Here is a 24,301-nt window from a genome sequence, read left to right as displayed (position 1 = left end):
CGGAGCTGCCCCGGGCGAGGGCAGCCATCGGTCTGTTGTGTTGAAACGTCAGGTCATGCAGCGCAGTGCTGCCTGCACATCAATGACCGGCGACTATCTGGCCGGACTGTCTGTCACCGCCTGTAAAACCATGGACTCGCGCTCTCGATGCAATGGCCAGACTGAGCAGTACCAGCATCAGCAAGACCCAGGGGAAAGCACTCACGCCCCATTGGCCGAGCAAAACGCCACCCAGTAGGCCACCGCCTGCGATGGCGCTGTTCCAGACAACGACGTTCATGGACAGCGCAACGTCTGCGCCTTTGCCTGCCGAGTCGGCGAGGGCGGTTTGCAGCAGCGTGGCGGCGCCACCGAAGGTCAGGCCCCAGATGGAAACCCCGACGTAAATCGCCAGGGCAGAGCCTGAAAACAAGCCGAAGAACACCGAAACCGCTGCAAAGGTTGCAAGGCTGGCCAGCACGGTCTTGCGCAGATGGCGATCAACCAGTCGGCCCGTAACCCAGATGCCCACCAGCGCCGCGACCCCAAATGCCAGCAATACCAGATCAACGTCACTCGCCAACCCGGCCTCGGAAACAAAGGGCGCGACGTAGGTGTAGAGGATGTTGTGCGCCAGCATCCAGGTGAAGACGACGCCTAGCACCGAGCGCACGCCAGGCGTGAAAAAGACCTGACGCAGCGCCATACGCTGTGATGAGGATTGGCCTGGGTAGTCCGGCACCTTGATCAGCACCCAGACGATCAACAGCAGGGTCAGCCCGGACATCAAGCCAAACGCCATGCGCCAGCCCATGAAGCCACCCAGCCACGTTCCCAACGGCACGCCCAGCGATAAGGCGATGGGTGTGCCGACCATCGCGACTGCCAGTGCGCGCCCCTGCAATTGCGGGACAACCATGCGTCGTGCATACCCCGCGACAAGGCTCCAGGCCAGACCCGCCGAGACGCCCGCGAAGAACCTCGCGACCAGGGTCAGCCAGTAATTGGAAGACAATGCCGTGACGGAGTTGAAAACCAGAAAGCCGACAATCGTCATCAGCAAGACGGTTCTGCGACGCCAGCTTTGCGTGGCGATGGTCAGCGGAATGGCTGCCAGCAGCGACCCCAGTGCATAAACCGTCACCATCTGCCCGGCAAACGATGCCGAGACGCCCAGACCGCTGCCGATCTCGGGCAGCAAACCCGCAGGCAAGGTTTCGGTCACGATGCAGATAAACCCCGTCATCGCCAGTGCCAGTAATGCCCCAAGTGGAAGCCTGTCGCTCTGTTTCTCATGTGTAGTCATTCGATTTTCCCTACTAATATACTGATCGGTATAAATATAGGGTGTGAGCGGTCGGCTGGTCAATGACTTATGTATCGATTAGTATTTAAGTAATTCTGAAGGAGAACCGACATGGCACAGATGGGGCGTCCTCGCACCTTTGACCGCGACGAAGCAATCACTCAGGCACTGCATCTGTTTTGGGAGCATGGATACGACGCGACCTCCCTCAGCCAGCTCAAGGCGAATATTGGGGGAGGCATCACCGCCCCCAGTTTTTACGCGGCCTTTGGCTCGAAGCAGGCGCTGTTCAATGAGGTCATGGAGCGCTACCTCGCCACCCACGGCCGGGTTATGGACAGCCTTTTTGATACAAACCTGCCGCCCAGGGAAGCGATTGAACTCACCCTTCGCCGGTCAGCGAAAATGCAATGCGAGCCCGATCATCCCAAGGGATGTCTGGTGGCGTTAGGCCTGATGAGCGCTTGCTCGGAAGAGAGCAAAGCCATCTCCGAGCCTCTTGCACGGGCGAGGGTCCTGAACCGTGCGGGTATTGCTGCCTGTATCGAACGCGCTATTGATGCAGGTGAATTACCTGTGACGGTGGTGCCGGAGACACTTGCCGCCGTGTTTGACAGTTTTCTCCTGGGCTTGTCGACACTGGCTCGGGATGGGGTGCCGTATGAGACGCTGGATGCTGCGGTTAGTCAGGTGATGGGGGTTTGGGATGGGTTGTGTGTTGTTGTCGAAGGGCAATGAGGTGGAGGTTTTGCATGAGCTTGACCATTCTGGCTGAACCACAACTGACCAAAGTCCGAGCCGCTCTTTCCGAGCCATTCAATGATTTTCCCGTCGAATATGACTATGTGGCGAATAAGGTAAGAGGCGTCGACCCTGAAATACTTTACACAATCCTCTATTCAGAGGTCGCGCCGGTGTGCTTCACCAATCTCGTGGCAGCCGTGCCTCCGGTATGGACGGGGTTTGACCCCGACATACTTAGAGAATCAATAGAAGAAAGATTGGCAGCCAGAGAGCGCAACTGGTTTCGTCGGCAGTTCGATAAAGTGCTGGTTCGCTGGCTGCAATACAACTACGCCTACATCTGGAAGGAAATCGCCAGCAGGCTTTGAATCCGAACGCATAATGATGCCGGTACCGCAGACACTCGCTGCGGTGTTCGACAGGTGTCGACACTGGCTCTCGATGGTGTGCCGCATACCTCGCGTGATATTGCTTTGACTCAGGTGAGGGGCCAATAGCACAGGCTGTGCAGTATGTGGTGGACGGATGAAAGCGATGTGTTCAAAGCCTGCTCGCAATTTCTTTCCACATGTAGCCATAGTTGTATTTCAGCCATGCAACCAGCGCCTTATCAAATTGTCGGCGCAACCAGCTCTTTTCCCTTGCTGCCAGCCTTTCTTCGATACTCGTTCTGAGCCAATCGGGGTCAAAGCCTGTCCAGACAGTTGGCAAGACTGCTGTAAGGTTGGAAAAGCACACGGGCGCTACTTCTGAATAAAAGATTTCGTAGAGTACGTCAGTATCGATCCCTTTGACTTTGCGCACGATGTAGTCGTAATCGGTCGGAAAATAGTTGAATGGCTCGGACAGTGCGGTTCTGACTTCTGTCAGTTGTGGTTCAGTCAGAAAATGTCCCAATGTGAAAACTCCTCCAGCGAGTCAGCGATCCATTCAAAAAACTACAGCAATGGCGCAAATGGGCGCGCTAGAACCATAGAGCGTGGTGATGACTCCAGCTGTCTCACATCGTCCATGCATAGATACGACCTGCCTTTTATGTAACACTTCAACTCGTGTGGATTGTACAAGGATGTTTCATATGTCAGGTAAACCAGCAGCTCGCATTACCGATCCAACCTCCTGCCCTCAGCCCGGACATGCGGTCAATCCAATTGCCTCGGGTTCTCCAGACGTCTTTTTCGATGGCCTGGCTGCCGCACGGCAAAATGACAAGAGTGCATGCGGTAGCCCCATTGTCGGAGACGTAGCTTCGACTGTTCTTATCAATGGCATGCTGGCAGGCGCTTTTGTAAGTGGTGCAGTCGGCGGAATCATATTTGGCATTGCAGGTTACCTGGGAGTTACCTGGCTGACTGACTACCTTCAGGAGTAAGAGCGGTATGAGTTTTTTTAGTCGCGTAAAAAATCTTTTTAAAAGTGCTCCTGATGAGCAAGTGCTGGGCTATTCCGTTTTAGAACTAAAGTCTATTTTCGGGAAAGTATTGACTGAGGATGCGGGAGAATCTTCTGATTATCCCGCCCATACGTTGCTGGTTTCAGCAGGGATACAAGCGTATTACTCCAGTTTTTTCATGGATAAGGCAGATGTTGGAGAACTGCAAGAACTCATTGATGAGCGTTTTTTAAAGGTTGATGAAAGAGTCTTCAATGAGCTGATTGTAACGCGCTATCAGCATCAGATCTCGAAAGATGAACTCATCTTTTCTGTTTCTTACAAAGAGTTAAATGTGGCAACGATTCGGCTCGCTACGAACAGTGTCGAGTTATTGCGATTGATAAAGGAAAAGAAATTTGCTGTTCCTCCGCCGTGGATTGCCTTTGAAGATTATGAGGCGTCTTGGTGGGGCGGTGATATGCAGGGTGCTCAAGGCTTTTATAACGATAATTATTTCTTTCCGTTCTTTTCAGCCCTGAGCGCAGCAGAAAGGGGAGATTACTATGCAAAGTATTCCGCAGATGATGAATGGGTTGGTACTTTAGAGTTGACGCTGGGTCTTTGATATGACTCACATCAAAGACCCAGCCATCAACCAGTTTCGCTCTTGTAATTTTATTTCGAGTCGATCTGCTAAAGTGTGGTTGTCAGAAGGTTGATTTTTTTACCTCAATTAACTTTCCGACACTGAGATGGTTCAGGATTGCACGCGTCTGTTCTTCACTTTCGGGTTCAATAACATCGTATGTATACCACTGCATTGGGATCTCGCCTTCTGCAATGTGGTGAACAGTCTGGATTTCTTTCAGCGATGCGGAGTGAACCTCAATAATTGTAGGAAGCATTGCATAGCCTATGAACGCTTTCTCTGCTTCTTCTAGCGTTTCGTATAAAACAACTGCGTATCGGTAATCAGAAGGGGTCGTGGCAAGAAATTTTACTCTACCATCTTGGAGGAAATGTTTTAGTAAATGTTCGTCTAGCACTGGAATATTATCACAGGGGAATCCTGCATGAAACTGGTCGTTGATGATTACAAGTGGGAGCACTGTCACATCGTCTAAACAGTCATTTAAATGAGGGTAGTGCTCTTTGCAAAAGCTTGGCAAGTAATTCTTAATGTACTGCGTCTTTCTTTTGGCTTGATCTGCTTTTTTGTATATGCCACCCTCCTTTTCATGCAAAGCATTGTGATAGTCCAGTGGAGTAATCGGGATTCTTCGGCTACGTAGCTCTACCACAACTATGATTTTACCGAAGCTGAATGTAAGATCAACTTCTTCTCCTTTATCACCATACTTTAGATCGATCGAGCCGGTCCACTTTAAATGCTTACATATAGGACCGCTTCCAGCTTTACACTCCTCCATCACCTTGACCATGTATTTCTCAAAATGGCGACCACGGAGATTCGACTTAGGGTCTACCAGAGGGAGCCACATATCCACATTCCTGCGGAGGTTCGCGGAGAGTAGTGCACTGAGAGATAATGCTACCTCTCCTTCAATGGCGAGCAGGGGCTTCAGCCAAAGATCATCTTGAAGACTTGCGGCTTCGTAAGTTAGGAAACTTAGTATTGAGTTGATCAAAGACTCATCGAATGACGTGACTTCAGCCAATGCCCTAACCAACTCTGCGTGTTTGAGCCAAACGCAGTATTCCAAGAGCTCTATTAAGTCAGTGGCAGAGGGATCTCCCTTTTGATCAATCATTTGATGGGCAATTAATGTTAGGTGAAACCATACAAGTAAGATATTTCGCACTGAGTAGCTTTGCCCGTGTTTATTTTCTGGGCACTTTACTTTCATGATACTGAATAGGTGTTCCTCAATTCCTAGAAATTGTTCAACCCATCTACTGTTTATGTAGTGGTTGAAAATTTCATTGAAGTGGTCAGCTCTATGAGTGCTTAGTTTTTTATGGCTGCTAAGTTTTATGAATTTCTTCGGTGCAGCAGTGCCTAACGAGAAGTTTGGGTTATGAACTAAGTTGTTAGATTGAATTGATTTGGTGCCATTTTGATGATCTCGGCGATAGTCGCAAATGGCCTTTAATTTTCCTAGGTCGTTTAGTTTGGAGACTAAAATTAATTTTTTATTAGGGATAAGTTTGAAGTATGCGTCGCCAAAGAGTATTTCCTGCCAGATAACTGAGCCGTTATGATACAGTTGAGAGCAGTTAAGTTCGTTCAGTATAAAATTGAGCTTGTCAACGCCTGGCGGCGTTTCTTTAGAGGTTTTGTACGCCTTCGTTAAGTTTTCTTTGTTTTTTAAAGCATAAAAGATTGCCGGGCAAGTGCTGTCTAGTCTCATCATTACAAGTTGGTTGACGTTTACTTTTGCACCATCTTGAGTTAGATTCGATTTGTAGCTAATCATTTTTTCAATGGATAGTAATTCTTCTGGGTTGAATTCGCTCATTTGTTGCGCTGAAACTTTTGCAAATCCAAAGTTTGCGGCTGCAAGATGAGCTTGAAGAATATCCTTCAAAATTAGGCTTTCATGCTCCCTCAGCTTATGATGTTCACGAGTTAAGGATATCCGCTTGAAATGAAATCCCAACCAGCTAGCGGCTTCTATTGTTGAACGATCAATTGGGTTGTTGTCCGTCAGGCCTTCAAAGACATTCTGCCACTGTTTTATATCAAAACCAGTTTCGGATGTTGGGTGGGAAAGCTGGCGTTTTCGGGCCATACTCAGCATTGTGCTTTGGTGCAGTCTCATGTGTACTCCATGCATAAAAATGAATACTGATGCATGATATAGAGATATAGATCGCAGCCGCAGTAAACATTAGCCCCTACCTCTCCCTCAACGCCTCACTCCCCCCCTTAAGCACCGGCTTCAACAAATAATCCATCACGCTCTTCTCCCCGGTAATAATATCCACCGTCGCCACCATCCCCGGAATAATCAGCAGTGGCCGATCCTCTCCACCCAGATGATTTCTATCCGTCCGTACCTGTATCAGATAAAAACTATTCCCCTTGTCGTCCGTAACCGTATCCGCCCCGATCATCTCCAGTCTGGCAGGCAGCCCGCCGTAAATCGTGTAGTCATAGGCGCTGAATTTGACCATCGCTTTCTGCCCCGGATGGAGGAAGGCGACGTCTTGTGGACGCACTCGGGCTTCGATGAGCAGGTTGTCTTCCAGGGGGACGATTTCAAGCAGGTCGCTGCCGGGTTGGACGACGCCGCCGATGGTGTTGATCTTGAGGGTCTTGACGATGCCGCGTACCGGGGAGGTGACGGTGGTGCGGGTCATGCGGTCGTCGATGGCGATGCGGTTGGCGCTGATTTTGGCGAGGTCGGCGCGTTTTTCGTTGAGTTCGCGGGAGGCTTCGCTGCGGAAGGTCAGTTCCGATTCCTGGATTCTGCTTCTTGTTTCGTTGATGGCGGCTTCGGCGCGGGGGATGGCCAGGGTGTTGGCGTTCATCGAGCCGCGCATTTCCACGGCGTTGCGTTTGAGGCGCAGGATTTCCACGGGCGAGACGGCACCTGAGCCCACCAGCGGTATCGACATGTCCAGTTCCTGCTGCACCAGTGCAAGGCTGTTGCGGAACTGTTCCTGGCGGGAGCGAAACTCGGCCAGTTCCTGGGTCTTTTGCCGGAGTTGTTCGTTGAGGGTGCGTTGTTCTCCGTCCAGACGTCGTTGGCGGGACTCATAGAGCGCACGCTCATCGGCGGCGACTTGCGGGGCTTTGTCGAGCAGTTCCTGGGGCAGGAGCAAGGGCCGTCCTTCGGCTTCGGCGGCCAGGCGTTCGACCTGGGCGGTGAGGGTCAGGCGGTCGACTTCGCTTTCGCCCCGGTTGGACAGAAAGCGGGTGTCGTCCAGGCGCAGCAGGGTGTCGCCCTTGTTCACTACCTGACCTTCGCGCACGAATATTTCGGTGACGATGCCGCCTTCCAGGTTCTGGATCACCTGGACCTTGCTGGATGGAATGGCTTTGCCTTCGCCGGTGGTGACTTCCTGCAGCACGGCATAGTGTGCCCAGATCAGCGCGCTCAGGATCAGCGCCGTAGCGACCCAGACCGTGAGGCGTTGGGCGTCTGATGAGTCTTGCTGCAGGGCGCTGTTACGTTCGTTCATGAACGCGAGTTCGGGCCTGAAGCGGCGGCGCAATCCGTAGGTGACTGACATGATGGTGCTCCTCAAACAGGGGCAGGGCCGACCTGGCCCTTGCGCAGCGCTTCGATCACGGCCGCCTTGGGGCCGTCGGCCACCAGCTTGCCGTTGTCCAGAACCAGCAGACGGTCCACCAGGCTCAGCATCGACATGCGGTGGGTGACCAGCAGCAGGGTTTTGCCGGGCATCAGTTGATGCAGGTGTTGGCGCAGGATGTCTTCGCTGGCGTTGTCCATGTGGCTGGTGGGTTCGTCCAGCAACATGATCGGCGGGTCACGCAACAGCGCCCGGGCCAGCAACACGGCCTGACGCTGACCACCGGACAGCAACTGGCCACGCTCTCCCACGGGGCGGTCGAAGCCTTGTGGATGTTTGAGGGCCAGTTCATCGACACCGGTAAGGCGTGCGACTTCCAGCATGCGGGCCTCGCTGGTGTGGCGGGCGCCCAGGGTCAGGTTGTCGCGCAGGCTGCCGGCCAGCAGCGGCATATCATGGGCGACGTAGCCGATCTGTTGGCGCAGGGCGGTGATTTCCAGTTGCCGCAGGTCGAGGCTGTCCAGCAGCAACTGGCCTTCGTCGGGGGTATAGAAGCCCATCAGCAGCCGCGCCAAGGTGCTTTTGCCCGAGCCGCTGCGACCGATGATGCCGATCCGCTCGCCCGGTTCGACACTGAAGCTGATGCCGTGCAGTGCCGCTGCGCCTTGCTGGCCATAGGCGAAGCTGACGTTGCTGGCAGTCACCGCACCCTTGAGGGGCGGACATTGCAGCGGTCGCTGCTGGGTGTCTCGCTCCTGGGGCAAGGCCATCAGGGTGTCGGTGCTTTTGAGGGTCAGTTGCGCTTGTTGATAGCGGGTGATCAGCCCGGCGATCTGGCCCAGCGGTGCCAGCACACGGCTGCCCAGCATGTAGGTGGCCACCAGCGCGCCGACGCTCAGGTTGCCGGCGATGATGCTGTAGACCCCGGCGACGATGGTCGCCATGCCGCAGAACTGCTGGATGAACAGGGTGCTGTTGCTGGCCAGTGCGGCCAGATGCCGGGCGTGGTTGTCCAGGCGGGTGAGGGCGCCGTGGGTGCTTTCCCATTGATGCTGGCGTTCACCTTCTGCATTGCAGGCCTTGAGGGTTTCCAGGCCGCCGAGGGTTTCCACCAACAAGGCCTGCCGCGCTGCGCCCAGGCTCAGGCTTTTTTGTACGGTGTCGCGCAGCAGCACCTGGATGGTCCAGGCCAGTGCCACGGTCAGCGGGAAGGCGATAATCGGGATCAGCACCAGCCAGCCGCCCAGCAGGCCGATGACACCGAGCATCAGCAGCGCGAAGGGCAGGTCGATCAGGCTGGTGAGGGTGACGGCGGTCAGAAACTCCCGAAGCCCCTGAAAGTCATGAATGCTCTGGGCAAAGCCGCCCACTGTGGCCGGGCGGTTTTTCAGGTGCATGCCGATGATGCGTTCAAACAGGGTCGCGGACAGAATCAGGTCGGTCTTGCTGCCGGCCCGATCCAGCAGGCGCGCGCGGATCAGGCGCAATCCCAGTTCGAACAGGGTGCCGACCAGCAGCCCGATTGCCAGTACCCACAAGGTCGCGGTGGCCTGATTGGGCACGACGCGGTCGTAGGTCTGCATGACGAACAGAGGCACCATCAGGCCCAGCAGGTTGATCAACAGGCTGGCAAGCATGGCATCGCTGTAGAGCCCGCGAGACAGTTTGAGGGTGTCGCGAAACCAGGTCTTGACCCTCGGCAGCAGCGGGGCGCGCAGTTGCTCCAGTTCATGCAGCGGGCGTGCAAACAGGGCTTGGCCGGTGTAGTGACGGGCCAGTTCTTCCCGGCTGATCCACTGCTCGCCGCCTTCGTTTTCGCTGGGCAGGATCAGCGCTTGCCCGTCATCGCCCCAGCGGCTCAGGACGGCGCAGCGCTGATGGTCGAGCAACAGCAGGACTGGCAGGTTCAGGCTGTCGATGGCGTTCAGTTCACGTCGCAGCCAGCGAGCCTGCAATCCGGCATTGGCGGCGGCCCGAGGCAGTTGCGCGCTGCTCAAACGCTGCTTGGCCAGCGGCAGTCCGGCACTCAGGCTGGCACGACTGGTGTTGCAGCCATGCAGGTTGCAGAGGATCAGCAGGCCATCGAGCAAGGGATCGTCGTCGTTCGGCAGAGGATCGAGGGCGGCGGACAGTTCCATACGATTCACAGGTGGACTCCCATAGAACAGATGATTCAACGGGTGGGAGGCAGCTTGCTGGCGAAAGGGCCAGTAAAGCCGGTACATATGTAGCGCCTGCACATCTGGCGTCGCCAGCAAGCTGTCTCCCACAAAACGGATCGGTTTTAATCAAGGCTGTTTTATTTATTTCAGCGACGGCAAACGCGCCTGGTTTTCCACTTCGTTCAGCGCCACCGCTTCGGCTGGCAGCACCACACGCTGTTTGCGCAGCAGTTCTCCTTCACTGGCCAGGACGCGGTACATGGCCAGTTCTTCGGTGTAGCGCACTTCGGTGTAGCGGCGGCTGGCGTTGTAGAGTTCGTTTTCGCTGTCCAGCAGGTCGAGCAGGGTGCGTTGGCCCAGGCCGAACTGGTCCTGGTACGCGGCGCGCACGCGGGTGGTGGAGGTCACGTAGTCTCGGGCAATCGGGGTTTGCAGGCGGGCGTTGTCCATGGCGTTCCAGGCCAGCGACATGTTTTCGTTGAGCATGCGCAAGGCGTTGTTGCGGATGTCCAGGGCCTGGCCGGTCTTGTAGGCGTTGGAGCGCAGGCGCGACTTGTCCCGGTTGCCGTTGAACAGGTTGTAATTCATCACCACGGCGGCCCGCCATTCCTTGTCGTGGCCTTCCTCGCCTTGCAGGTTGTCATTGGCGCCCACGGCCAGTTCCGCATCGAAGCGCGGGTAGAAGGGCGCCTTCGAGCTTTCATACTGTTTCTCGGCGGCCTGCACATCGGCCTGGGCCGATTTCAGATAGGGGTTGTTGAGCAGCATGCTCTGCTGGGCATCGGACAGGCTCAGCGGGACCTCGCCCTTGATGGACGGCGGGGTTTCCAGTTCGTCCGGCAGGCGGCCCACGGCACTGGCAAAGCTGGCTTCGGCATCCGCCAGTTCCACCTGAGCGGTATGGAAGTTGTTCTGCGCCAGCGCCCGGCGAGCCAGGGACTGGTCGCGATCCGCTGCGCTGCCCACGCCACGTTCGCTGCGCAGGGTGATCTGGTCATTGATGCGCAAGTGTGCCTGCAGGTTGTTGCGGGCCAGGGTCAGCAATTCACGGCACTTGAGCACGTCGAGATAAACCTCGATGGCGCGCAGGGCCAGGCTCTGGGAAGTGCCTTGCACGTAATAGGCACGGGAGTTGACCACCGCCTGGGTGCGGCCCACTTCGTTGGGGGTATTGAAGCCGTCGAACAGCAACTGGCGCAGGCGCAGTTCGGACTGGGTGTAATTGAGGATCTGCGAGTCATGGCCGTAAAGGGCGCGGGTGCTGGGGCTGTCGGTCTTCTGCCGACCATAGGTGGCCACCACATCCACGGTGGGCAGGTAGCCGCCTTTGGCGACGTTCAACTCTTCACCGGCAGACAGTCTTTCGTTCTTGCTGGCCTGGATTTCCGGGTGATGGTCCAGGGTGTTCTGGATCGCTTCGGTCAATGTAATGGCTTGCGCTTGCGCACAGGCCACCGCAAGCACGACGGCGCTGTAAAGCGGGGTCAAATCGCGCATGAATACGTCTCCCTTCGTAAAAGTGTTCTGCGGGTCAATAAAATGACTTTTTCGTGCAGTCAGCCGTGTCAGGCTTGTAACAACACAGCTAAGAACAACTTTTGAGAAAGCTCAGACGTTTATTTCATATGCCTTATGCCGAAAAAAACTTATGCAGTTTTCCGAATTGCGACGATGGTTGTTTTTGTCAGGCCCTTTTATTCAGCCACTTAAATGCGATTTTTTAGATTTTTTGGCTTTCGACGGAATTATGTCGGCATGTGAAGCGCATGAAATTGCATGTGAAAACAACAGATTGATCAGGTGACGATTTTTTGTCGCGAAAAGGTTGTCGGGGTTTTATCTGTTGCAGGGGCGAGCCAATTCAAGAGCAGATCCGAGGGTTCTCGGGCTCGATCGTTACGAAAAAGGGAGGGAATATGGCCAGGTTGATCGGTACGGTACGACAAGCGGTGGGCGATGTTGTAGCAGTGTCGAGCAGTGGTACTCAGCGGGTGTTGAGTGAAGGCGATCGAGTGTTTGCAGGTGAGCAACTACAGACCGGTACAACAGGCGCGATTGTCGTGCAGCTTGAGGGCGGCGGTGAGCTGACGCTGGGGCGCGAAAGCCGTCTTTCGCTTGAGCCATCGCTGCTCGACGGCCAGCCCGCCCATGTGGAAACCCTCGACCCGCTGACCCCGACCCTCGGGCTGCTGGCGGCTGTCGAGCAGGCCACAGGGCTGGAGGCAGAGCCTGTGCAGAGCGGCGATGAAGTGGTTAGCGCAGAGGGCGGCGGGCACAGCGCCGTGATCCTCAGTGAAACGGGCGCAGAAGTGACGCCTGTCACAGGCTTTGCGACTGAGGGGCTGATCATGGTCCCGCTGTTTCCCGAGGGGCAGGCCGAATTCTTGCGTGGCGTGGCAAGCGATCCGCCCGGCGCGGTGGTGATACCGCCGATTGTGGAACCGCCCATCACCGAGCCGCCGGTCGTGGAGCCACCTGTCGAACCGCCCATTGATCCGCCCGTTGAGCCCCCCGTGGATCATTGCGTCAAGGTGTCGTGCAGCGCGCTCACATTCAATGAAGCCAACCTGTGTGGCGGTTCGCAGCCCGATGCCGGAAAGCTGACTCAGCAGGGTACGTTCACGGTCAGTGCGCCGGACGGGCTGCAATCCCTGACGGTCGGTGGTATCGAGGTGGTGGTTGCCGGTGTCGTGATGGGTTTTCCCCTGTCTGCCCTTACCGCTCTGGGCAACAGCCTCAGTATTACGGGTTACGATCCGCAGAGCGGGGTGGTCAGTTATAGCTACACCTTGCTCGACTCGCTGGAACACCCTGAAGGCGAGGGGGCCAATAGTATCGGTGAGCAGATCGAGGTGATCGCCATGGACCGGGACGGTGATTCAGGTTCGGCCCATCTGGATATTTCCATCATCGACGATGTGCCGATGGCTGCCGATATCGAACTGTCGGTGCCGTGCCCGCCGCCTGGCTGCGAGGTCGCGCCGAGTCGGGTGGTCAGTGGCAGCCTGCTGACTGGCGGGACGTTTGGCGCTGATGGCGGGTTCGTCAAATCCATCACGCTGGAAGGCGTGACTTACCTCCATGATCAAAGCGGCATTCGGGTTGTGGACGAAACAGGTTGTGGCGGCTCAAGGCTGGTTGGTTTCGATCCGGTCACCCACGAACTCACCCTGCTCAGCAGCACGGGCGGGACGTTGCTGGTGAACATGGACAGCGGCGCTTTCAGTTACACGCCGGGTGCTGTGGATAGCCCCATGACCGAGCAGATCGGTTTTGTGCTCAGCGACAATGACGGTGATCTGTCCGGCGCTGATCTGTCGATCCATGTTCCGGCGTGGCAGGGACCGCAAGCGGTGGCCGACCACATCATCACCAATATCCTGGCACCCTGTATCGAGGTGCCCGGTGCAGTGTTGCTGGTCAATGATCGCTCGCCCCAGGGTGACTCGCTGAGCGCAACGCCGACGGTTTTCCATACCGGCTGGCGTGCGCCCGGAACGGATTTCACGGCCTGTATGCCCGGCACCATCGAGTTCAAGGGGATTCGGGACAAGGTCGAGAATCAGGTTCGGGACCTGAACCGCAGCGACTTTTACGTCAATAGCGCCGTGACCGCGACCGTGCTGCTCAATGGTTATCTGGGGGCCTGGCAGATCGATACCTATAACCACCAGGACATCCTCAATATCGAACTCAAGGCCGGTGAAACCCTGACCGTCGATACCCGCTATCTGTCCGATCAGATCGGGCTGGCCTGGAAAATGGATAACGGCGAGTTTCAACCTCTGGACGCGAGCGGCACCATCACTGCCACAGAGGACAATGTCTATCGCCTGATCCTGATTCATCAGCCTGATCCAGGCGTGGTCAACAAAGGGCTGACCTATCAGATTGGCCTGACCATCGACTACAGCGCCGTCGATACCACGCCCACTTATCACGGCACTTACACCGCCAGCGATGCCCATGGCGGCAGTGATGTCGCGCCGGTCAGCATCCGTTATCAGCAAGGGCATTCTCTGGTCGGTACTGATGGCGATGATGTGTTGCTGGCAGGCGGCGCAAATGACTGCTTGTACGGCGGCGATGGCAACGATCTGCTGATTGGCGGTGCTGGAAACGACACGCTGACCGGTGGCGCAGGTCAGGACACCTTCATGTGGCTGGCGGGAGATACCGGGCATGATCGGGTTGTCGATTTCACCTTTGGTGCCGACAAGCTCGATCTGTCGCAGCTATTGCAGGGCGTGGGCGATTCGCTGGATGACTACCTGCACTTCAAGGTGTCGGGCAGCGGGGTAAACCTGGTGTCGAGCATCGAGGTGGGTGCCAGCGGCGGTGCATCAAGCCAGACCATCGACCTGGCGGGTATCGACCTGGCAGGGCATTACGGGGTGACCACTGGAACCGGCGGCTGGGTTGCCAGTGGCGCGGACACGGCTTCGATCATCAACGGCATGCTGGGGGATCATTCCCTCAAGGTCGATACGGTCTGAGGCTCAAGGTTTGTGCAGGGTTTTCTGGCGAAGGATATAGATCGTCACCAGCACTGCGCAGGCCAGCATGAAGCCGCGAGCCCAGGGCAGGGGCACCAGATAGCAGGACAGGCTGATGCTGGCCCACATCAGGCCGATGGCGTAGACCTTGCCCTTGAGGGGAATGCCGTTGCCCGCCAGATAATCACGAATCCACGGGCCGAGCCGTTTGTGATTGACCAGCCAGTTGTAGAAGCGGGGTGAGCTGCGGGCGAAACAGGCAGCAGCCAGCAGCAGGAAAGGCGTGGTGGGCAGCACCGGCAGGAAAATCCCGATGACACCCAGGCCTACGCTTGTCCAGCCGACAGCTACTAACAGATAGCGCACTAACCGGTGGCGGCTGGTGCGCGGCAGGTCGTGCGCCATAGGCGCCGACTCAGTGGTGACGAGGCTTGAGGATCGCCGGTTTTTCGTCCGGAGCCTGGCACAGCAGGTACAGCGCGGTTAGGGCTTCGGGGATCTGAACGATCATGTCGTCCATCAGGTTGGCGTCCGAGGCGATGTCGGAAAACTCCGGTTGTTCGTCGAACAGGCCCGAACCGACCATGATCGGCAACAGCATTTCGCTGACTTCTTCTTCGGCGCTCTCGAACCAGGCGTTTTCACGCAGGAACACACCTTCCATGAAGCCGATGCACCAGCCGCGCAGATCGGAATCGTCCGGCTCGTCGCCCAGATCCAGGTCGCATGGCAGTTCAAATTCTTCGTCGGAAGCCAGTTGGCGGGCGATATGCGCGTGCAGCAGGCTCAGGGTGGTTTCGATTTCGACGCGCTGGGCTTCGCTGGCGTAATGCGGCGGTTCTGAGAACAGCGCATCGATCCACTCGCGCTCCGGAACCTGCTCGGAACAGATGGAAATGGCGGTCAGATAGCCATGAGCGGCCACGTAGTCCAGTGCTTCTTCATGCAGTTCATCTGCATCGAGGAAGACTTGCAGGCGGGTGAGTTGCTCAGCGAAGGACATGGACGGACTACCTTGGAAAGAAAACAATGCTGAATTCTAGGCCCTGCGCGTCCGGGGCGCCAGCGTAGAGGTCGATCACAGTTAATTTTGACCACTCATGTCCCGGTCATCCTTTGCCGTTGATCGCTCGGGTATACTGCCGGGCTTTGCAGTGCAGCAGGACAATCTGGGGTTTTTATGCTCGAACAGGCACAACGCGTACTTAAAGACATCTTCGGCTACGACAGTTTTCGTGGCCGTCAGGGTGCCATTATTGAGCGCGTGGCCAGCGGTGGCGATGCATTGGTTCTGATGCCGACCGGTGGTGGCAAGTCCTTGTGTTTTCAGGTTCCGGGCCTGTTGCGTGATGGTTTGTGCGTGGTGGTTTCACCACTGATTGCCCTGATGGAAGATCAGGTCTCGACCCTTGATGAGCTGGGGGTTTCGGCTGCTTCGCTGAACTCGACCCTGAGCCCCGAACAGCAGCGCGATCTGGCCAACCGGATCCGCCTAGGCGAGGTCAAGATGCTCTATCTCGCGCCTGAGCGTCTGGTTCAGCCGCGCATGCTGGCGTTTCTGCAGAATCTGCAGATTGCCCTGTTCGCCATCGACGAGGCGCACTGCGTTTCTCAATGGGGTCATGACTTCCGGCCTGAATACCTGCAACTGGGGCAACTGGCCGAGCTGTTTCCGAATGTGCCGCGCATCGCCCTGACGGCAACCGCCGACAAGCGGACCCGTGAAGAAATCGTTACGCGCCTGCACCTGCAGAACGCCGAGCGTTTCCTGTCCAGCTTCGACCGGCCCAACATTTTCTACCGCATCGTGCCCAAGGAGCAGCCACGCAAACAGTTGCTGGCGTTTCTGTCCGAGCGGCGCAGCGATGCCGGGATCGTCTACTGTCTGTCGCGCAAGAAAGTCGACGAAGTGGCGGTGTTTCTCAGTGATAACGGCTACCCGGCGCTGCCTTACCATGCCGGTCTGCCCGCCGAGACTCGTGCCCATAACCAGAAACGCTTCCTTAATGAGGAAGGCCTGATCATGGTTGCCACCATTGCCTTCGGCATGGGGATCGACAAACCCAACGTGCGTTTTGTCGCCCACATGGATTTGCCCAAGTCCCTTGAGGCGTATTACCAGGAAACCGGTCGCGCCGGCCGTGACGGCCTGCCCGCCGATGCCTGGATGGCCTACGGGCTGCAAGACGTGCTGATGCTCAAGCAGATGTTGCAGAACTCCGAAGGCGACGAGCGCCACAAGCGTCTGGAGCAGCACAAGCTCGATGCCATGCTGGCGCTGTGCGAAGAAACCCGCTGCCGCCGCCAGACGCTGCTGGCCTATTTCGATGAAGACATGCCCAACCCGTGCGGCCATTGCGACAACTGTGTCGACGGCGTGCAGACCTGGGATGCCACCGAGCCTGCACGTCAGGCCCTGTCGGCGATCTACCGCACCGGCCAGCGTTACGGTGTGGGCCATCTGGTGGACGTTCTGCTGGGCAAGTCCAACGACAAAGTGGAGAGTTTCGGTCATCAGCACCTTTCGGTATTTGGCGTCGGCAAGGCGCGTTCCGAAGGCGAATGGCGTTCCCTGTTCCGGCAACTGGTGGCACGCGGGCTGGCGGATATCGATCTGGAAGGCTACGGCGGCCTGCGCCTGAGCGACACGTGCCGCCCGCTGTTGCGAGGCGAGGTCACGCTGGAACTGCGTCGCGACCTGAAACCCCAGACCACTTCCAAAGGCAGCTCCGGCAGCCCGGCCAGTCAACTGGTGCGTGGCGAAGAGCGCGAACAGTGGGAAGCCCTGCGTGCCTTGCGTCGCAAGCTGGCCGAAGAGCATGGCGTGCCGCCTTATGTCATCTTCCCCGATTCGACCCTGCTGGAAATGCTGCGCAGCAAGCCTGAAACCATGTCCCAGATGGCCCGGGTCAGCGGCGTTGGTGCCCGCAAGCTGGAGCGTTATGGCGAAGCGTTTCTTGAAGTGCTGGGCGGGGCGGCAGAAGCGCCTCGCGTGGTGGCTGATGTGCGTCACGAACTGATCAGCCTGGCTCGCGCCGGCATGACTCCCGCGCAGATCGCCGGGCAATTGCAGTGCTCGGAAAAGAACGTCTACACCATGCTCGCCGAAGCCATCGGCAAGCAGCAGTTGTCACTGGAACAGGCTCTGGACCTGCCCGAAGACCTGCTGGGCGAAGTTCAGGATGCCTTCCTCGATGGCGAAGGCGAACTGCCTGCCGTTGCGGAAATCGCCGGGATGTTCACCGGACGAGTCCCCGAAGGTGTCCTGTATTGCGTAAGGGCAGCCTTGCAGTCCGAATTCGAGATGTAACGCTCACGATGAAACATCACAGTGTCATGCTTGCCTGAATATCTGGAGCATGATTAGCTCGCTAATAATTAGTTTTAGATATGAGTTTTTTATGCCGCTGACTGATGAACATCGTTTCGGGATGCAACTGGCGCATCTCACCCGAGGCTGGCGCGCCGAACTGGACCGCCGCCTCGCCGACCTGGGGCTGTCCCAGGCGCGCTGGCTGGTCCTGCTGCATCTGGCGCGTCATGAAGAGCCGCCGACCCAGCGCGAACTGGCCCAGAGCATCGGCGTCGAAGGCCCGACCCTGGCGCGTCTGCTCGACAGCCTTGAAGCTCAGCAACTGGTGCAGCGTCAGGCTGTTCTCGAAGACCGCCGCGCCAAGAAAATCGTCCTCAGTGATGCGGCACGTCCCCTGATCGAGAAGATCGAAACCATCGCCAATGCGTTGCGTATCGAGCTGTTCGAAGGGGTGAGCGAAGAAGAGCTGCGAGTGTGCATGAGCGTGCACGCACGGATTCTGGCCAATCTGGAAAGATCCTGAGGCGAGGCCACGGGTTCTCGCTCATACTGCTGACGGACAGTGAAGTCCATTACCGATTACGCCAAGCTTTCCATAAGGGTTCGCATGCTGAAGAGTTCTCAGGCTGTTTTCGAGAGTGCCGGTGGCACGCAGCGCAAGGTTGCAACCAGTGTTCACAAGAGCCTGCTGGCTGCCTCTCTGGTCGTGTCGTCGCTGTGTTATTCGACACTCGCTTCGGCTCTGGGGCTGGGCGATATCACTCTGCATTCGGCCTTGAACCAGCCACTCGATGCCGAGATCGCGCTGCTGGAAACCGGCGGCCTGGGACCTGAAGATGTCGTTGCCAAGCTGGCCTCGGCCGAAGCCTTCGCCAAGGCCGATGTCGAACGCTCGTTCTTCCTCAATGACCTGCGCTTTACCCCGGTCATTCGTGGTAATCGCGGCGTGATTCGCGTGGTATCGAGCAAGCCTGTCACCGAACCCTACCTGAACTTCATGGTGCAACTGGCCAGACCCAACGGCGATCAGTTGCGCACTTATACCTTGCTGCTCGACCCGGCTACTACGCCTGAAGGGCAGGCCGCGATCCGCAGCCGGAAACAGGAACGCGCCGCCCAGCCAGCGCCCGAGACGCGCATGCCGGTTGCGCCACCTGCTGCCCGGGAAGGCAAACGTTACACCGTGGCCGAAGGCGATACGCTCAATGGCATCGCCCGGCAGGTTCAAGAGCCTCAGGGCAAGGTGTCTGCAAGCCAGTTGGCCGAGGGGATCCGCGCACTCAATCCGCAGACCTTTGCCAGTGGCGCGAACGCTGCCTTGAAGGTCGGTCAGGTGTTGCTGCTGCCGGATGCTGCGGCAGTGCCGACTGGCGCCGCAGCCGCCCCGGTGGCAAAGACCGCACCGACCGACGCCCAGGCTGTCGAGGCCCAGCGGACTGCCGATCAACTGGCCGCGGCAGCCATTGAGAGTCAGCAGTTGAACAGGGCCGTGGAAGACCTCAAGGTCACGACCCAGGAACTGCAAGCACAGTTGGCAGGCAAGGACAAACAGATCACGGCCCTGCGCACTGAACTGGCACAGGTCCAGACCAGACCAGCGGCCAATCCGGCTGTTGCTCCGGCTGCGCCCGTACCTGTGGCAGCGCAACCCGTGCAGAGCGATTCCTTCATCAGTTGGCCTCTGTTGCTGGGGGCGGTCGTTATCGTCCTGCTCCTGCTGGCATTTGCCTATTCAAAACGCCGTCATCAGGCCAGGAAAGACCTGGAGCCCATCGTGGCACCGGAAGAGCCGCTGATCAAACCCGCCCAGTCGACCATCCTCCCGGTCTTCGAGGTGCCGACCATTGCCGAGCCGCAACCGGTTGCTGCTCCTGCGCCGGCGATCAAGGCACCTGTTGCGCCACGTCTTGCGGGCGCCGCCCCGGATGCGCTGGATGGCGTCAGCATCTATATCGCCTATGGACGGTTCAGCGAGGCATTGGGCATCCTGCGTGATGCTCTGGTCAAACAGCCGGAGCGTGAAGATATCCGCATCAGAATGCTTGAGCTGCTGGCCGAGCAGGGCGATGTTGCCGGCTTCGCCAGGGAAGAAGAGGCAGCTCTGCGACATGGTGTCGATGCCGAGAAAATCCAGGAAATTCATGCGCGTTATCCGCAAATGAAAGTCAGCGAGCCACCTGCTGTTACGGCAGCGGTCATAGCCGCCGTCTCTGCGCCGCTGATTCTTGAAAAATCGTCACAGCCCGAAGCGCCAGCGGCCCAGCTCGACGAAACAGCAGCCGCTGCGCTCAACCCTGAGCAGATCGACGAGTTCCAGTTGAACCTGGATGACCTGTCGATGGATGCCAACTGGGATCTGGTCGATCCTTTCGATGCTCCACCGACCCGTAGCAAAGCGGCCGCGCCGGCAGAACCTGCCGCCCCGGAAGTTGATCCGGCCTTCGCCTCGAACCTCACCCAGTTACCTGAAGTGTTCGAGCTGCCTGAAGATCAGTTCCTCAGTGATTACGCTGAGCCTGAAGTCATCGAGCCGATTGAAGTCATCGAACCGGCCGATAGCGACGCCCTGAGCGACGAGTTTCTCGATAGCTTCATGGACGACGATTCGGAATTCGACCTGCTGGATCTGGACGAAGCCCCCTTGACTCGCATCAACGAGGCTCAGGTGCTGATCGATGAGGGCGATATGGAAGCAGCGCGGGAAATATTGCTGCAGGTCATTGAAGAGTCCGACGAGCAGCACAAACAGATGGCGCGGGAGTTGTTGGCGGGGATCAGCTGATCGTTATTCGCGAATGAATTCGCTCCTATACCGTAAGCGAATTTATTCGCGAAAAGCATTACTCAATGCTTGCTGCTTTGCTCCGACATCGCCAGCAGTTGTTTTTCCTGGTTCCAGTCAAAAGGCTCGTCATTCTGTTCGGCTTCGTAACGGCGCTCTTCGAGTGCCTGATACATGTCGATTTCGTCGTCCGGCATGAAATGCAGGCAATCACCCGCGAAGAACCAGAGCAGGTCGCGGGGCACCAGATGGGCAATCTGCGGGTAGCGCTGGATCACCTGGCAGATGATGTCCTGACCCAGATACTGACTTTCGATAGGGTCTTGGGGCAGAAGCGTGATCAACTCGTCGAAGCGTTCCAGGAACAGCGCATGGCTTTCCTCGGGAACCTGGTCGGCCTCGCCCAGCGCGACCAGAATACTGCGCAGGTGCGTCAGCAGGCTGAGATGGTGGTCGAGAGTGGCGTCGGCCATGATGTGATCCTCAAAGACAAAAACGAGCGCGAGAGTATAAGGCTCTGCGCGCTCGCTGTGCTAATGCACTGATGCTTATCGAGTCTTGCCCGGTGCCAGCGTCAATTGCTCCTTGTCGAAATCATCCACGTCGATCACCTTGCGGCGTGCGGCCTCTGCAGTCTTCAGGCTTTGTGCTTCGCTGGGCATCAGGACGCCAAGGCGCAGGGCGGCATCGATGATGTTTTCGCCCGGCTCAGGCTTGACCTGTCCACTCTTGACCGCCTTTTGCAGCTTTTTGTGCAGCGGTTGGGCTTCGCTCAGCAAGTCGCAGGCCTGTTGCAGTGCTGCGACCGGATCACCTTCCGCCTGTGGGCGATAGCAACCGGCCAGAAGCTCTTCCAGCGTAGCGTCACCCTTGGCGCGGCCCAGCACTTGCGCGACTTCGGCACCCAGTTTGTCCGACGGACCTTTGTGACGACGGCCGAACGGGAAGATCACCACTCGCAGCAGGCCGCCCAGCAGACGGTTGGGGAAGTTGCTCAGCAACTCGTCCAGTGCCCGCTCGGATTGCCCCAGACTTTCTTCCATGGCCCAGCGCAGCAGGGGACGCAGATGCTCTGGCGAATGCTGGTCGTAATAGCGCTTGAGTGCGGCCGAACCCAGGTACAGATGGCTCAGCACATCACCCAATCGGGCCGACAGGCGTTCACGACGTTTCAGCTCGCCGCCCAGCAGCATCATGCTCAAGTCCGCCAGCAGGGCGAAGGCAGCGGCCTGACGGTTGAGTGCGCGGAAATAACCCTGGCTCAGGCTGTCGCCCGGTGCCCGCTCGAAATGGCCGAGGCCCAGATTGAGCACCAGGGTGCTGGCCGCGTTGCTCACCGCAAAGCCGATGTGCTTGAGCAGCAGGGTGTCGAACTCGGCCAGGGCGTTATCCTTGTCTTCGCGACCAGCCAGGGCCATTTCCTTGAGGACGAACGGATGGCAGCGAATCGCGCCCTGACCGAAGATCATCAGGTTACGGGAAAGGATGTTGGCGCCTTCCACGGTGATGAAGATCGGCGCACCTTGCCAGTTGCGGCCCAGGTAGTTGTTCGGCCCCATGATAATGCCCTTGCCGCCATGGACGTCCATGGAGTGGCTGATGCATTCGCGGCCGCGTTCGGTCAGGTGATATTTGAGGATCGCTGACAGGACCGAGGGTTTTTCTCCCAGGTCCACCGCATTGGCGGTCAGGATCCGGGCGCTGTCCATCAGCCAGGCATTGCCGCCGATACGTGCCAGTGCTTCCTGAATACCCTCGAAGGCCGACAGCGGAACATTGAACTGCTCTCGCACCTGCGCGTACTGGCCGGTCACCAGACTGGTGTATTTGGCGGCACCGGTGCCCACGGCCGGCAGCGAGATCGAACGGCCCACCGAAAGGCAGTTCATCAGCATCATCCAGCCTTTGCCAAGCATTTCCTGACCACCGATCAGGTAGCTCAGGGGGATGAACACATCCTTGCCGGAGTTGGGGCCGTTCATGAAGGCCGCGCCCAACGGCAGGTGGCGGCGGCCGATTTCCACGCCCGGTGTGTCGGTGGGGATCAGGGCCAGGCTGATGCCCAGGTCTTCTTCGTCGCCCAACAGATGTTCCGGGTCATGGGCCTTGAAAGCCAGACCCAGCAACGTCGCTACCGGGCCAAGGGTGATGTAGCGTTTTTCCCAATTCAGTCGCAGGCCTATCACTTCCTCACCTTGCCACTGGCCTTTGCAGATGATGCCGGTGTCGGGCATCGCGCCAGCATCGGAGCCGGCCAGCGGGCCGGTCAGGGCGAAGCAGGGGATATCCTCGCCACGGGCCAGACGCGGGAGGTAATAATTGCGTTGTTCGTCGGTGCCGTAATGCAGCAGCAGTTCAGCCGGGCCCAGGGAGTTGGGGACCATGACCGTGGACGCCAGGTCGCCGCTGCGGGTGGCCAGTTTCATGGCGACCTGGGAGTGGGCGTAGGCCGAGAAGCCCTTGCCGCCGTATTCCTTGGGGATAATCAGCGCAAAGAAGCCATGTTCCTTGATATGCGCCCAGGCTTCAGGTGGCAGGTCCATGGCCTGGCCGATTTCCCAGTCGCTGACCATGGCGCAGAGTTCTTCGGTCGGGCCATCGATAAAGGCCTGTTCTTCTTCGGTCAGGCGGGCCTTGGGATAGGCCAGCAATTTGTCCCAGTCCGGACGGCCACTGAACAGTTCGCCGTCCCACCAGACGGTCCCGGCGTCGATGGCATCGCGCTCGGTTTCGGACATGGGCGGCAACACTTTCTGGAACCAGGCGAACATAGGAGCCGTAAAGAACCTGCGGCGCAGATCCGGCAATGCCAGTGGCAGCAGAACTGCCAGCCAGAGTATCCAGAAAACGGTCAGCAACCAGCCCGGTGCATGGCTGAAAATACCCATCGCCAGCAGGTAGACCGCAACGATGCCCAATGCAGGCAGCGGGTCGGTACGTCGATGGGCCAGCCAGGCAATGCCGACCACCAGAACAACAATCCACAGCAACAGCATAAGTATTCCCCCGTGATGACATTGGCTTCTGGCAAAGGCTGTTCGCCTGGCCGATCTGCGCCGACATCGTTAGTGACCTTTCATGGTCAAGGAAGTTGCGGTGTTCTCAGGTTAGACTGGCGTGCGAACATTTTTCAGAACAATTGCCGAGGGAATGCAATGCTCAAGATCTGGGGACGCAAGAATTCCAGCAACGTGCGCAAGGCACTGTGGATTGCCGAAGAAGTGGGTGTGCCCTATGAAACCCAGGATGCCGGTGGTGCATTCGGGTTGGTGGACGGGGCTGAGTACCGAGCCAGGAATCCCAATGGCCGTATTCCCATGATCGAAGACGGCGATTTCGTGCTCTGGGAGTCCAATGCCATCGTGCGTTATCTGGCCGCTCTGCATGCGTGCGGCACGCCTTTGTATCCAGACGACCTCAAGGCCCGTGCCCAGGCCGATAAATGGATGGACTGGACCACGTCGACCATTGCTGCTCCTTTCAGCCCGGTGTTCTGGGGTGTGGTTCGCACACCCGCCGAAAAACAGGACTGGGACAAGATCAAGGAAGGTATCCAGACCCTGCACAGCCTGTTGAAAGTCGCTGACGACGCGCTGTCCCGACAGCCTTACCTGTCTGGCGACGTGTTCGGCATGGGCGATATCCCCTTGGGCTGTTTTGCCTACGGCTGGTTTGAAATGCCGATTGAACGTCCCGAGTTGCCTCACCTCAAAGCCTGGTATGAGCGCCTGAAGACGCGACCGGCTTATCAAAAGGCGGTCATGACACCGTTGACGTAAGTGCAGGGCAGAGTATTGCCCCACTGTTAATAGTGACTATCAATGGATGTATCTGTACTTGTGCGACGCAGCCAAGCAACATGGCCGGGCTGCGCTAACTTGTAAGCAGCTATTTCAAGCGACAATCTTTTTCTTTTCCCCTGA

The 24,301-nt window shown here is 57.6% G+C and carries 18 protein-coding genes and 1 pseudogene; 9 read left to right on the top strand and 10 right to left on the bottom strand.

What is annotated here, in order from left to right; genetic code table 11:
- Positions 1-79: 79 nt before the first annotated feature.
- A complete protein-coding gene (locus tag CKW23_RS08650) occupies positions 80-1,285 on the bottom strand; it encodes an MFS transporter (protein WP_095067427.1) in 1,206 nt (401 codons plus the stop codon).
- Positions 1,286-1,396: 111 nt separating this feature from the next.
- Here CKW23_RS08650 and CKW23_RS08645 point away from each other — a divergent pair, with 111 nt between their 5' ends.
- The gene (locus CKW23_RS08645; protein ID WP_095067426.1) at positions 1,397-2,023 is read left to right on the top strand and encodes a TetR/AcrR family transcriptional regulator; all 627 of its coding nucleotides are present in this window, start codon (positions 1,397-1,399) and stop codon (positions 2,021-2,023) included.
- Between the two features lie 14 nt (positions 2,024-2,037).
- Positions 2,038-2,397 carry a hypothetical protein gene (locus tag CKW23_RS08640; protein ID WP_095067425.1) on the top strand — a complete coding sequence of 120 codons (360 nt, stop codon included), beginning with the start codon at positions 2,038-2,040 and terminating at the stop codon, positions 2,395-2,397.
- Positions 2,398-2,569: 172 nt separating this feature from the next.
- Here the strand turns inward: CKW23_RS08640 and CKW23_RS08635 are convergent, their stop codons facing one another.
- The gene (locus CKW23_RS08635; RefSeq protein ID WP_095067424.1) at positions 2,570-2,926 is read right to left on the bottom strand and encodes a hypothetical protein; all 357 of its coding nucleotides are present in this window, start codon (positions 2,924-2,926) and stop codon (positions 2,570-2,572) included.
- A 181-nt stretch (positions 2,927-3,107) separates the two neighbouring features.
- Between CKW23_RS08635 and CKW23_RS08630 the strand changes: the two are divergent.
- Both CKW23_RS08630 and CKW23_RS08625 read left to right on the top strand, forming a co-directional pair.
- Positions 3,108-3,359, top strand: a pseudogene (locus CKW23_RS08630) (PAAR domain-containing protein); the annotation flags it as partial.
- 49 nt (positions 3,360-3,408) lie between these two features.
- Positions 3,409-4,029, top strand: a complete 621-nt coding sequence (locus CKW23_RS08625; protein WP_095067423.1) for a hypothetical protein — start codon at positions 3,409-3,411, stop codon at positions 4,027-4,029.
- An 82-nt stretch (positions 4,030-4,111) separates the two neighbouring features.
- On the opposite strand, the gene CKW23_RS08620 is transcribed toward CKW23_RS08625, so the two are convergent.
- The 4 genes from CKW23_RS08620 to CKW23_RS08605 form a co-directional block, all read right to left on the bottom strand.
- Positions 4,112-6,187 carry a hypothetical protein gene (locus CKW23_RS08620; protein ID WP_095067422.1) on the bottom strand — a complete coding sequence of 692 codons (2,076 nt, stop codon included), beginning with the start codon at positions 6,185-6,187 and terminating at the stop codon, positions 4,112-4,114.
- Between the two features lie 76 nt (positions 6,188-6,263).
- Positions 6,264-7,604: an HlyD family type I secretion periplasmic adaptor subunit gene (locus CKW23_RS08615; protein WP_095067421.1), complete on the bottom strand. Its 1,341-nt coding sequence runs from the start codon at positions 7,602-7,604 to the stop codon at positions 6,264-6,266.
- Positions 7,605-7,615: 11 nt separating this feature from the next.
- On the bottom strand, positions 7,616-9,763 hold the full coding sequence (locus tag CKW23_RS08610; RefSeq protein ID WP_095067555.1) for a type I secretion system permease/ATPase: 2,148 nt from the start codon (positions 9,761-9,763) through the stop codon (positions 7,616-7,618).
- A gap of 165 nt (positions 9,764-9,928) precedes the next feature.
- A complete protein-coding gene (locus CKW23_RS08605) occupies positions 9,929-11,284 on the bottom strand; it encodes a TolC family outer membrane protein (RefSeq protein WP_025261036.1) in 1,356 nt (451 codons plus the stop codon).
- Positions 11,285-11,703: 419 nt separating this feature from the next.
- On the opposite strand from CKW23_RS08605, the gene CKW23_RS27075 reads away from it, so the two are divergent.
- Positions 11,704-14,283, top strand: coding sequence for a retention module-containing protein (locus tag CKW23_RS27075; RefSeq protein WP_095067420.1), 2,580 nt, complete (start codon positions 11,704-11,706; stop codon positions 14,281-14,283).
- Between the two features lie 3 nt (positions 14,284-14,286).
- Here the strand turns inward: CKW23_RS27075 and CKW23_RS08595 are convergent, their stop codons facing one another.
- The gene (locus tag CKW23_RS08595; protein ID WP_025261034.1) at positions 14,287-14,688 is read right to left on the bottom strand and encodes a YbaN family protein; all 402 of its coding nucleotides are present in this window, start codon (positions 14,686-14,688) and stop codon (positions 14,287-14,289) included.
- 10 nt (positions 14,689-14,698) lie between these two features.
- Positions 14,699-15,286: a YecA family protein gene (locus CKW23_RS08590; RefSeq protein ID WP_095067419.1), complete on the bottom strand. Its 588-nt coding sequence runs from the start codon at positions 15,284-15,286 to the stop codon at positions 14,699-14,701.
- A gap of 177 nt (positions 15,287-15,463) precedes the next feature.
- Here CKW23_RS08590 and recQ point away from each other — a divergent pair, with 177 nt between their 5' ends.
- From recQ to CKW23_RS08575, 3 genes are all read left to right on the top strand, one after another.
- On the top strand, positions 15,464-17,593 hold the full coding sequence (gene recQ / locus CKW23_RS08585; protein WP_025261032.1) for a DNA helicase RecQ: 2,130 nt from the start codon (positions 15,464-15,466) through the stop codon (positions 17,591-17,593).
- A gap of 91 nt (positions 17,594-17,684) precedes the next feature.
- Positions 17,685-18,119, top strand: coding sequence for a MarR family transcriptional regulator (locus tag CKW23_RS08580; protein WP_025261031.1), 435 nt, complete (start codon positions 17,685-17,687; stop codon positions 18,117-18,119).
- 84 nt (positions 18,120-18,203) lie between these two features.
- Complete coding sequence (locus tag CKW23_RS08575; protein WP_025261030.1) at positions 18,204-20,378, top strand: FimV/HubP family polar landmark protein; 2,175 nt, start codon at positions 18,204-18,206, stop codon at positions 20,376-20,378.
- A 62-nt stretch (positions 20,379-20,440) separates the two neighbouring features.
- On the opposite strand, the gene CKW23_RS08570 is transcribed toward CKW23_RS08575, so the two are convergent.
- Positions 20,441-20,851: a PA2817 family protein gene (locus CKW23_RS08570; protein WP_025261029.1), complete on the bottom strand. Its 411-nt coding sequence runs from the start codon at positions 20,849-20,851 to the stop codon at positions 20,441-20,443.
- A 75-nt stretch (positions 20,852-20,926) separates the two neighbouring features.
- Positions 20,927-23,374, bottom strand: coding sequence for an acyl-CoA dehydrogenase (locus tag CKW23_RS08565; RefSeq protein WP_095067418.1), 2,448 nt, complete (start codon positions 23,372-23,374; stop codon positions 20,927-20,929).
- Between the two features lie 159 nt (positions 23,375-23,533).
- Between CKW23_RS08565 and CKW23_RS08560 the strand changes: the two genes are divergently transcribed.
- Positions 23,534-24,157, top strand: a complete 624-nt coding sequence (locus CKW23_RS08560; RefSeq protein WP_095067417.1) for a glutathione S-transferase — start codon at positions 23,534-23,536, stop codon at positions 24,155-24,157.
- Positions 24,158-24,301 lie beyond the last annotated feature (144 nt).

The sequence above is a fragment of the Pseudomonas sp. Irchel 3A18 genome (assembly GCF_900187465.1).
Lineage (GTDB): Bacteria > Pseudomonadota > Gammaproteobacteria > Pseudomonadales > Pseudomonadaceae > Aquipseudomonas > Aquipseudomonas cichorii.
The sequence above is the reverse complement of the archived record's forward strand: the minus strand, read 5'-3'. Positions and strand labels throughout refer to the sequence as shown.

Coding starts and splice junctions, on each gene's coding strand:
- CKW23_RS08625 (WP_095067423.1), top strand. CDS start 3,409: ATGAGTTTTTTTAGTCGCGTAAAAAATCTTTTTAAAAGTGCTCCTGAT.
- CKW23_RS08580 (WP_025261031.1), top strand. CDS start 17,685: ATGCCGCTGACTGATGAACATCGTTTCGGGATGCAACTGGCGCATCTC.
- CKW23_RS08570 (WP_025261029.1), bottom strand. CDS start 20,851: ATGGCCGACGCCACTCTCGACCACCATCTCAGCCTGCTGACGCACCTG.
- CKW23_RS08575 (WP_025261030.1), top strand. CDS start 18,204: ATGCTGAAGAGTTCTCAGGCTGTTTTCGAGAGTGCCGGTGGCACGCAG.
- CKW23_RS08565 (WP_095067418.1), bottom strand. CDS start 23,374: ATGCTGTTGCTGTGGATTGTTGTTCTGGTGGTCGGCATTGCCTGGCTG.
- CKW23_RS08640 (WP_095067425.1), top strand. CDS start 2,038: ATGAGCTTGACCATTCTGGCTGAACCACAACTGACCAAAGTCCGAGCC.
- CKW23_RS08560 (WP_095067417.1), top strand. CDS start 23,534: ATGCTCAAGATCTGGGGACGCAAGAATTCCAGCAACGTGCGCAAGGCA.
- CKW23_RS08650 (WP_095067427.1), bottom strand. CDS start 1,285: ATGACTACACATGAGAAACAGAGCGACAGGCTTCCACTTGGGGCATTA.
- CKW23_RS08615 (WP_095067421.1), bottom strand. CDS start 7,604: ATGTCAGTCACCTACGGATTGCGCCGCCGCTTCAGGCCCGAACTCGCG.
- CKW23_RS27075 (WP_095067420.1), top strand. CDS start 11,704: ATGGCCAGGTTGATCGGTACGGTACGACAAGCGGTGGGCGATGTTGTA.
- CKW23_RS08605 (WP_025261036.1), bottom strand. CDS start 11,284: ATGCGCGATTTGACCCCGCTTTACAGCGCCGTCGTGCTTGCGGTGGCC.
- CKW23_RS08645 (WP_095067426.1), top strand. CDS start 1,397: ATGGCACAGATGGGGCGTCCTCGCACCTTTGACCGCGACGAAGCAATC.
- CKW23_RS08610 (WP_095067555.1), bottom strand. CDS start 9,763: ATGGAACTGTCCGCCGCCCTCGATCCTCTGCCGAACGACGACGATCCC.
- CKW23_RS08620 (WP_095067422.1), bottom strand. CDS start 6,187: ATGAGACTGCACCAAAGCACAATGCTGAGTATGGCCCGAAAACGCCAG.
- recQ (WP_025261032.1), top strand. CDS start 15,464: ATGCTCGAACAGGCACAACGCGTACTTAAAGACATCTTCGGCTACGAC.
- CKW23_RS08595 (WP_025261034.1), bottom strand. CDS start 14,688: ATGGCGCACGACCTGCCGCGCACCAGCCGCCACCGGTTAGTGCGCTAT.
- CKW23_RS08590 (WP_095067419.1), bottom strand. CDS start 15,286: ATGTCCTTCGCTGAGCAACTCACCCGCCTGCAAGTCTTCCTCGATGCA.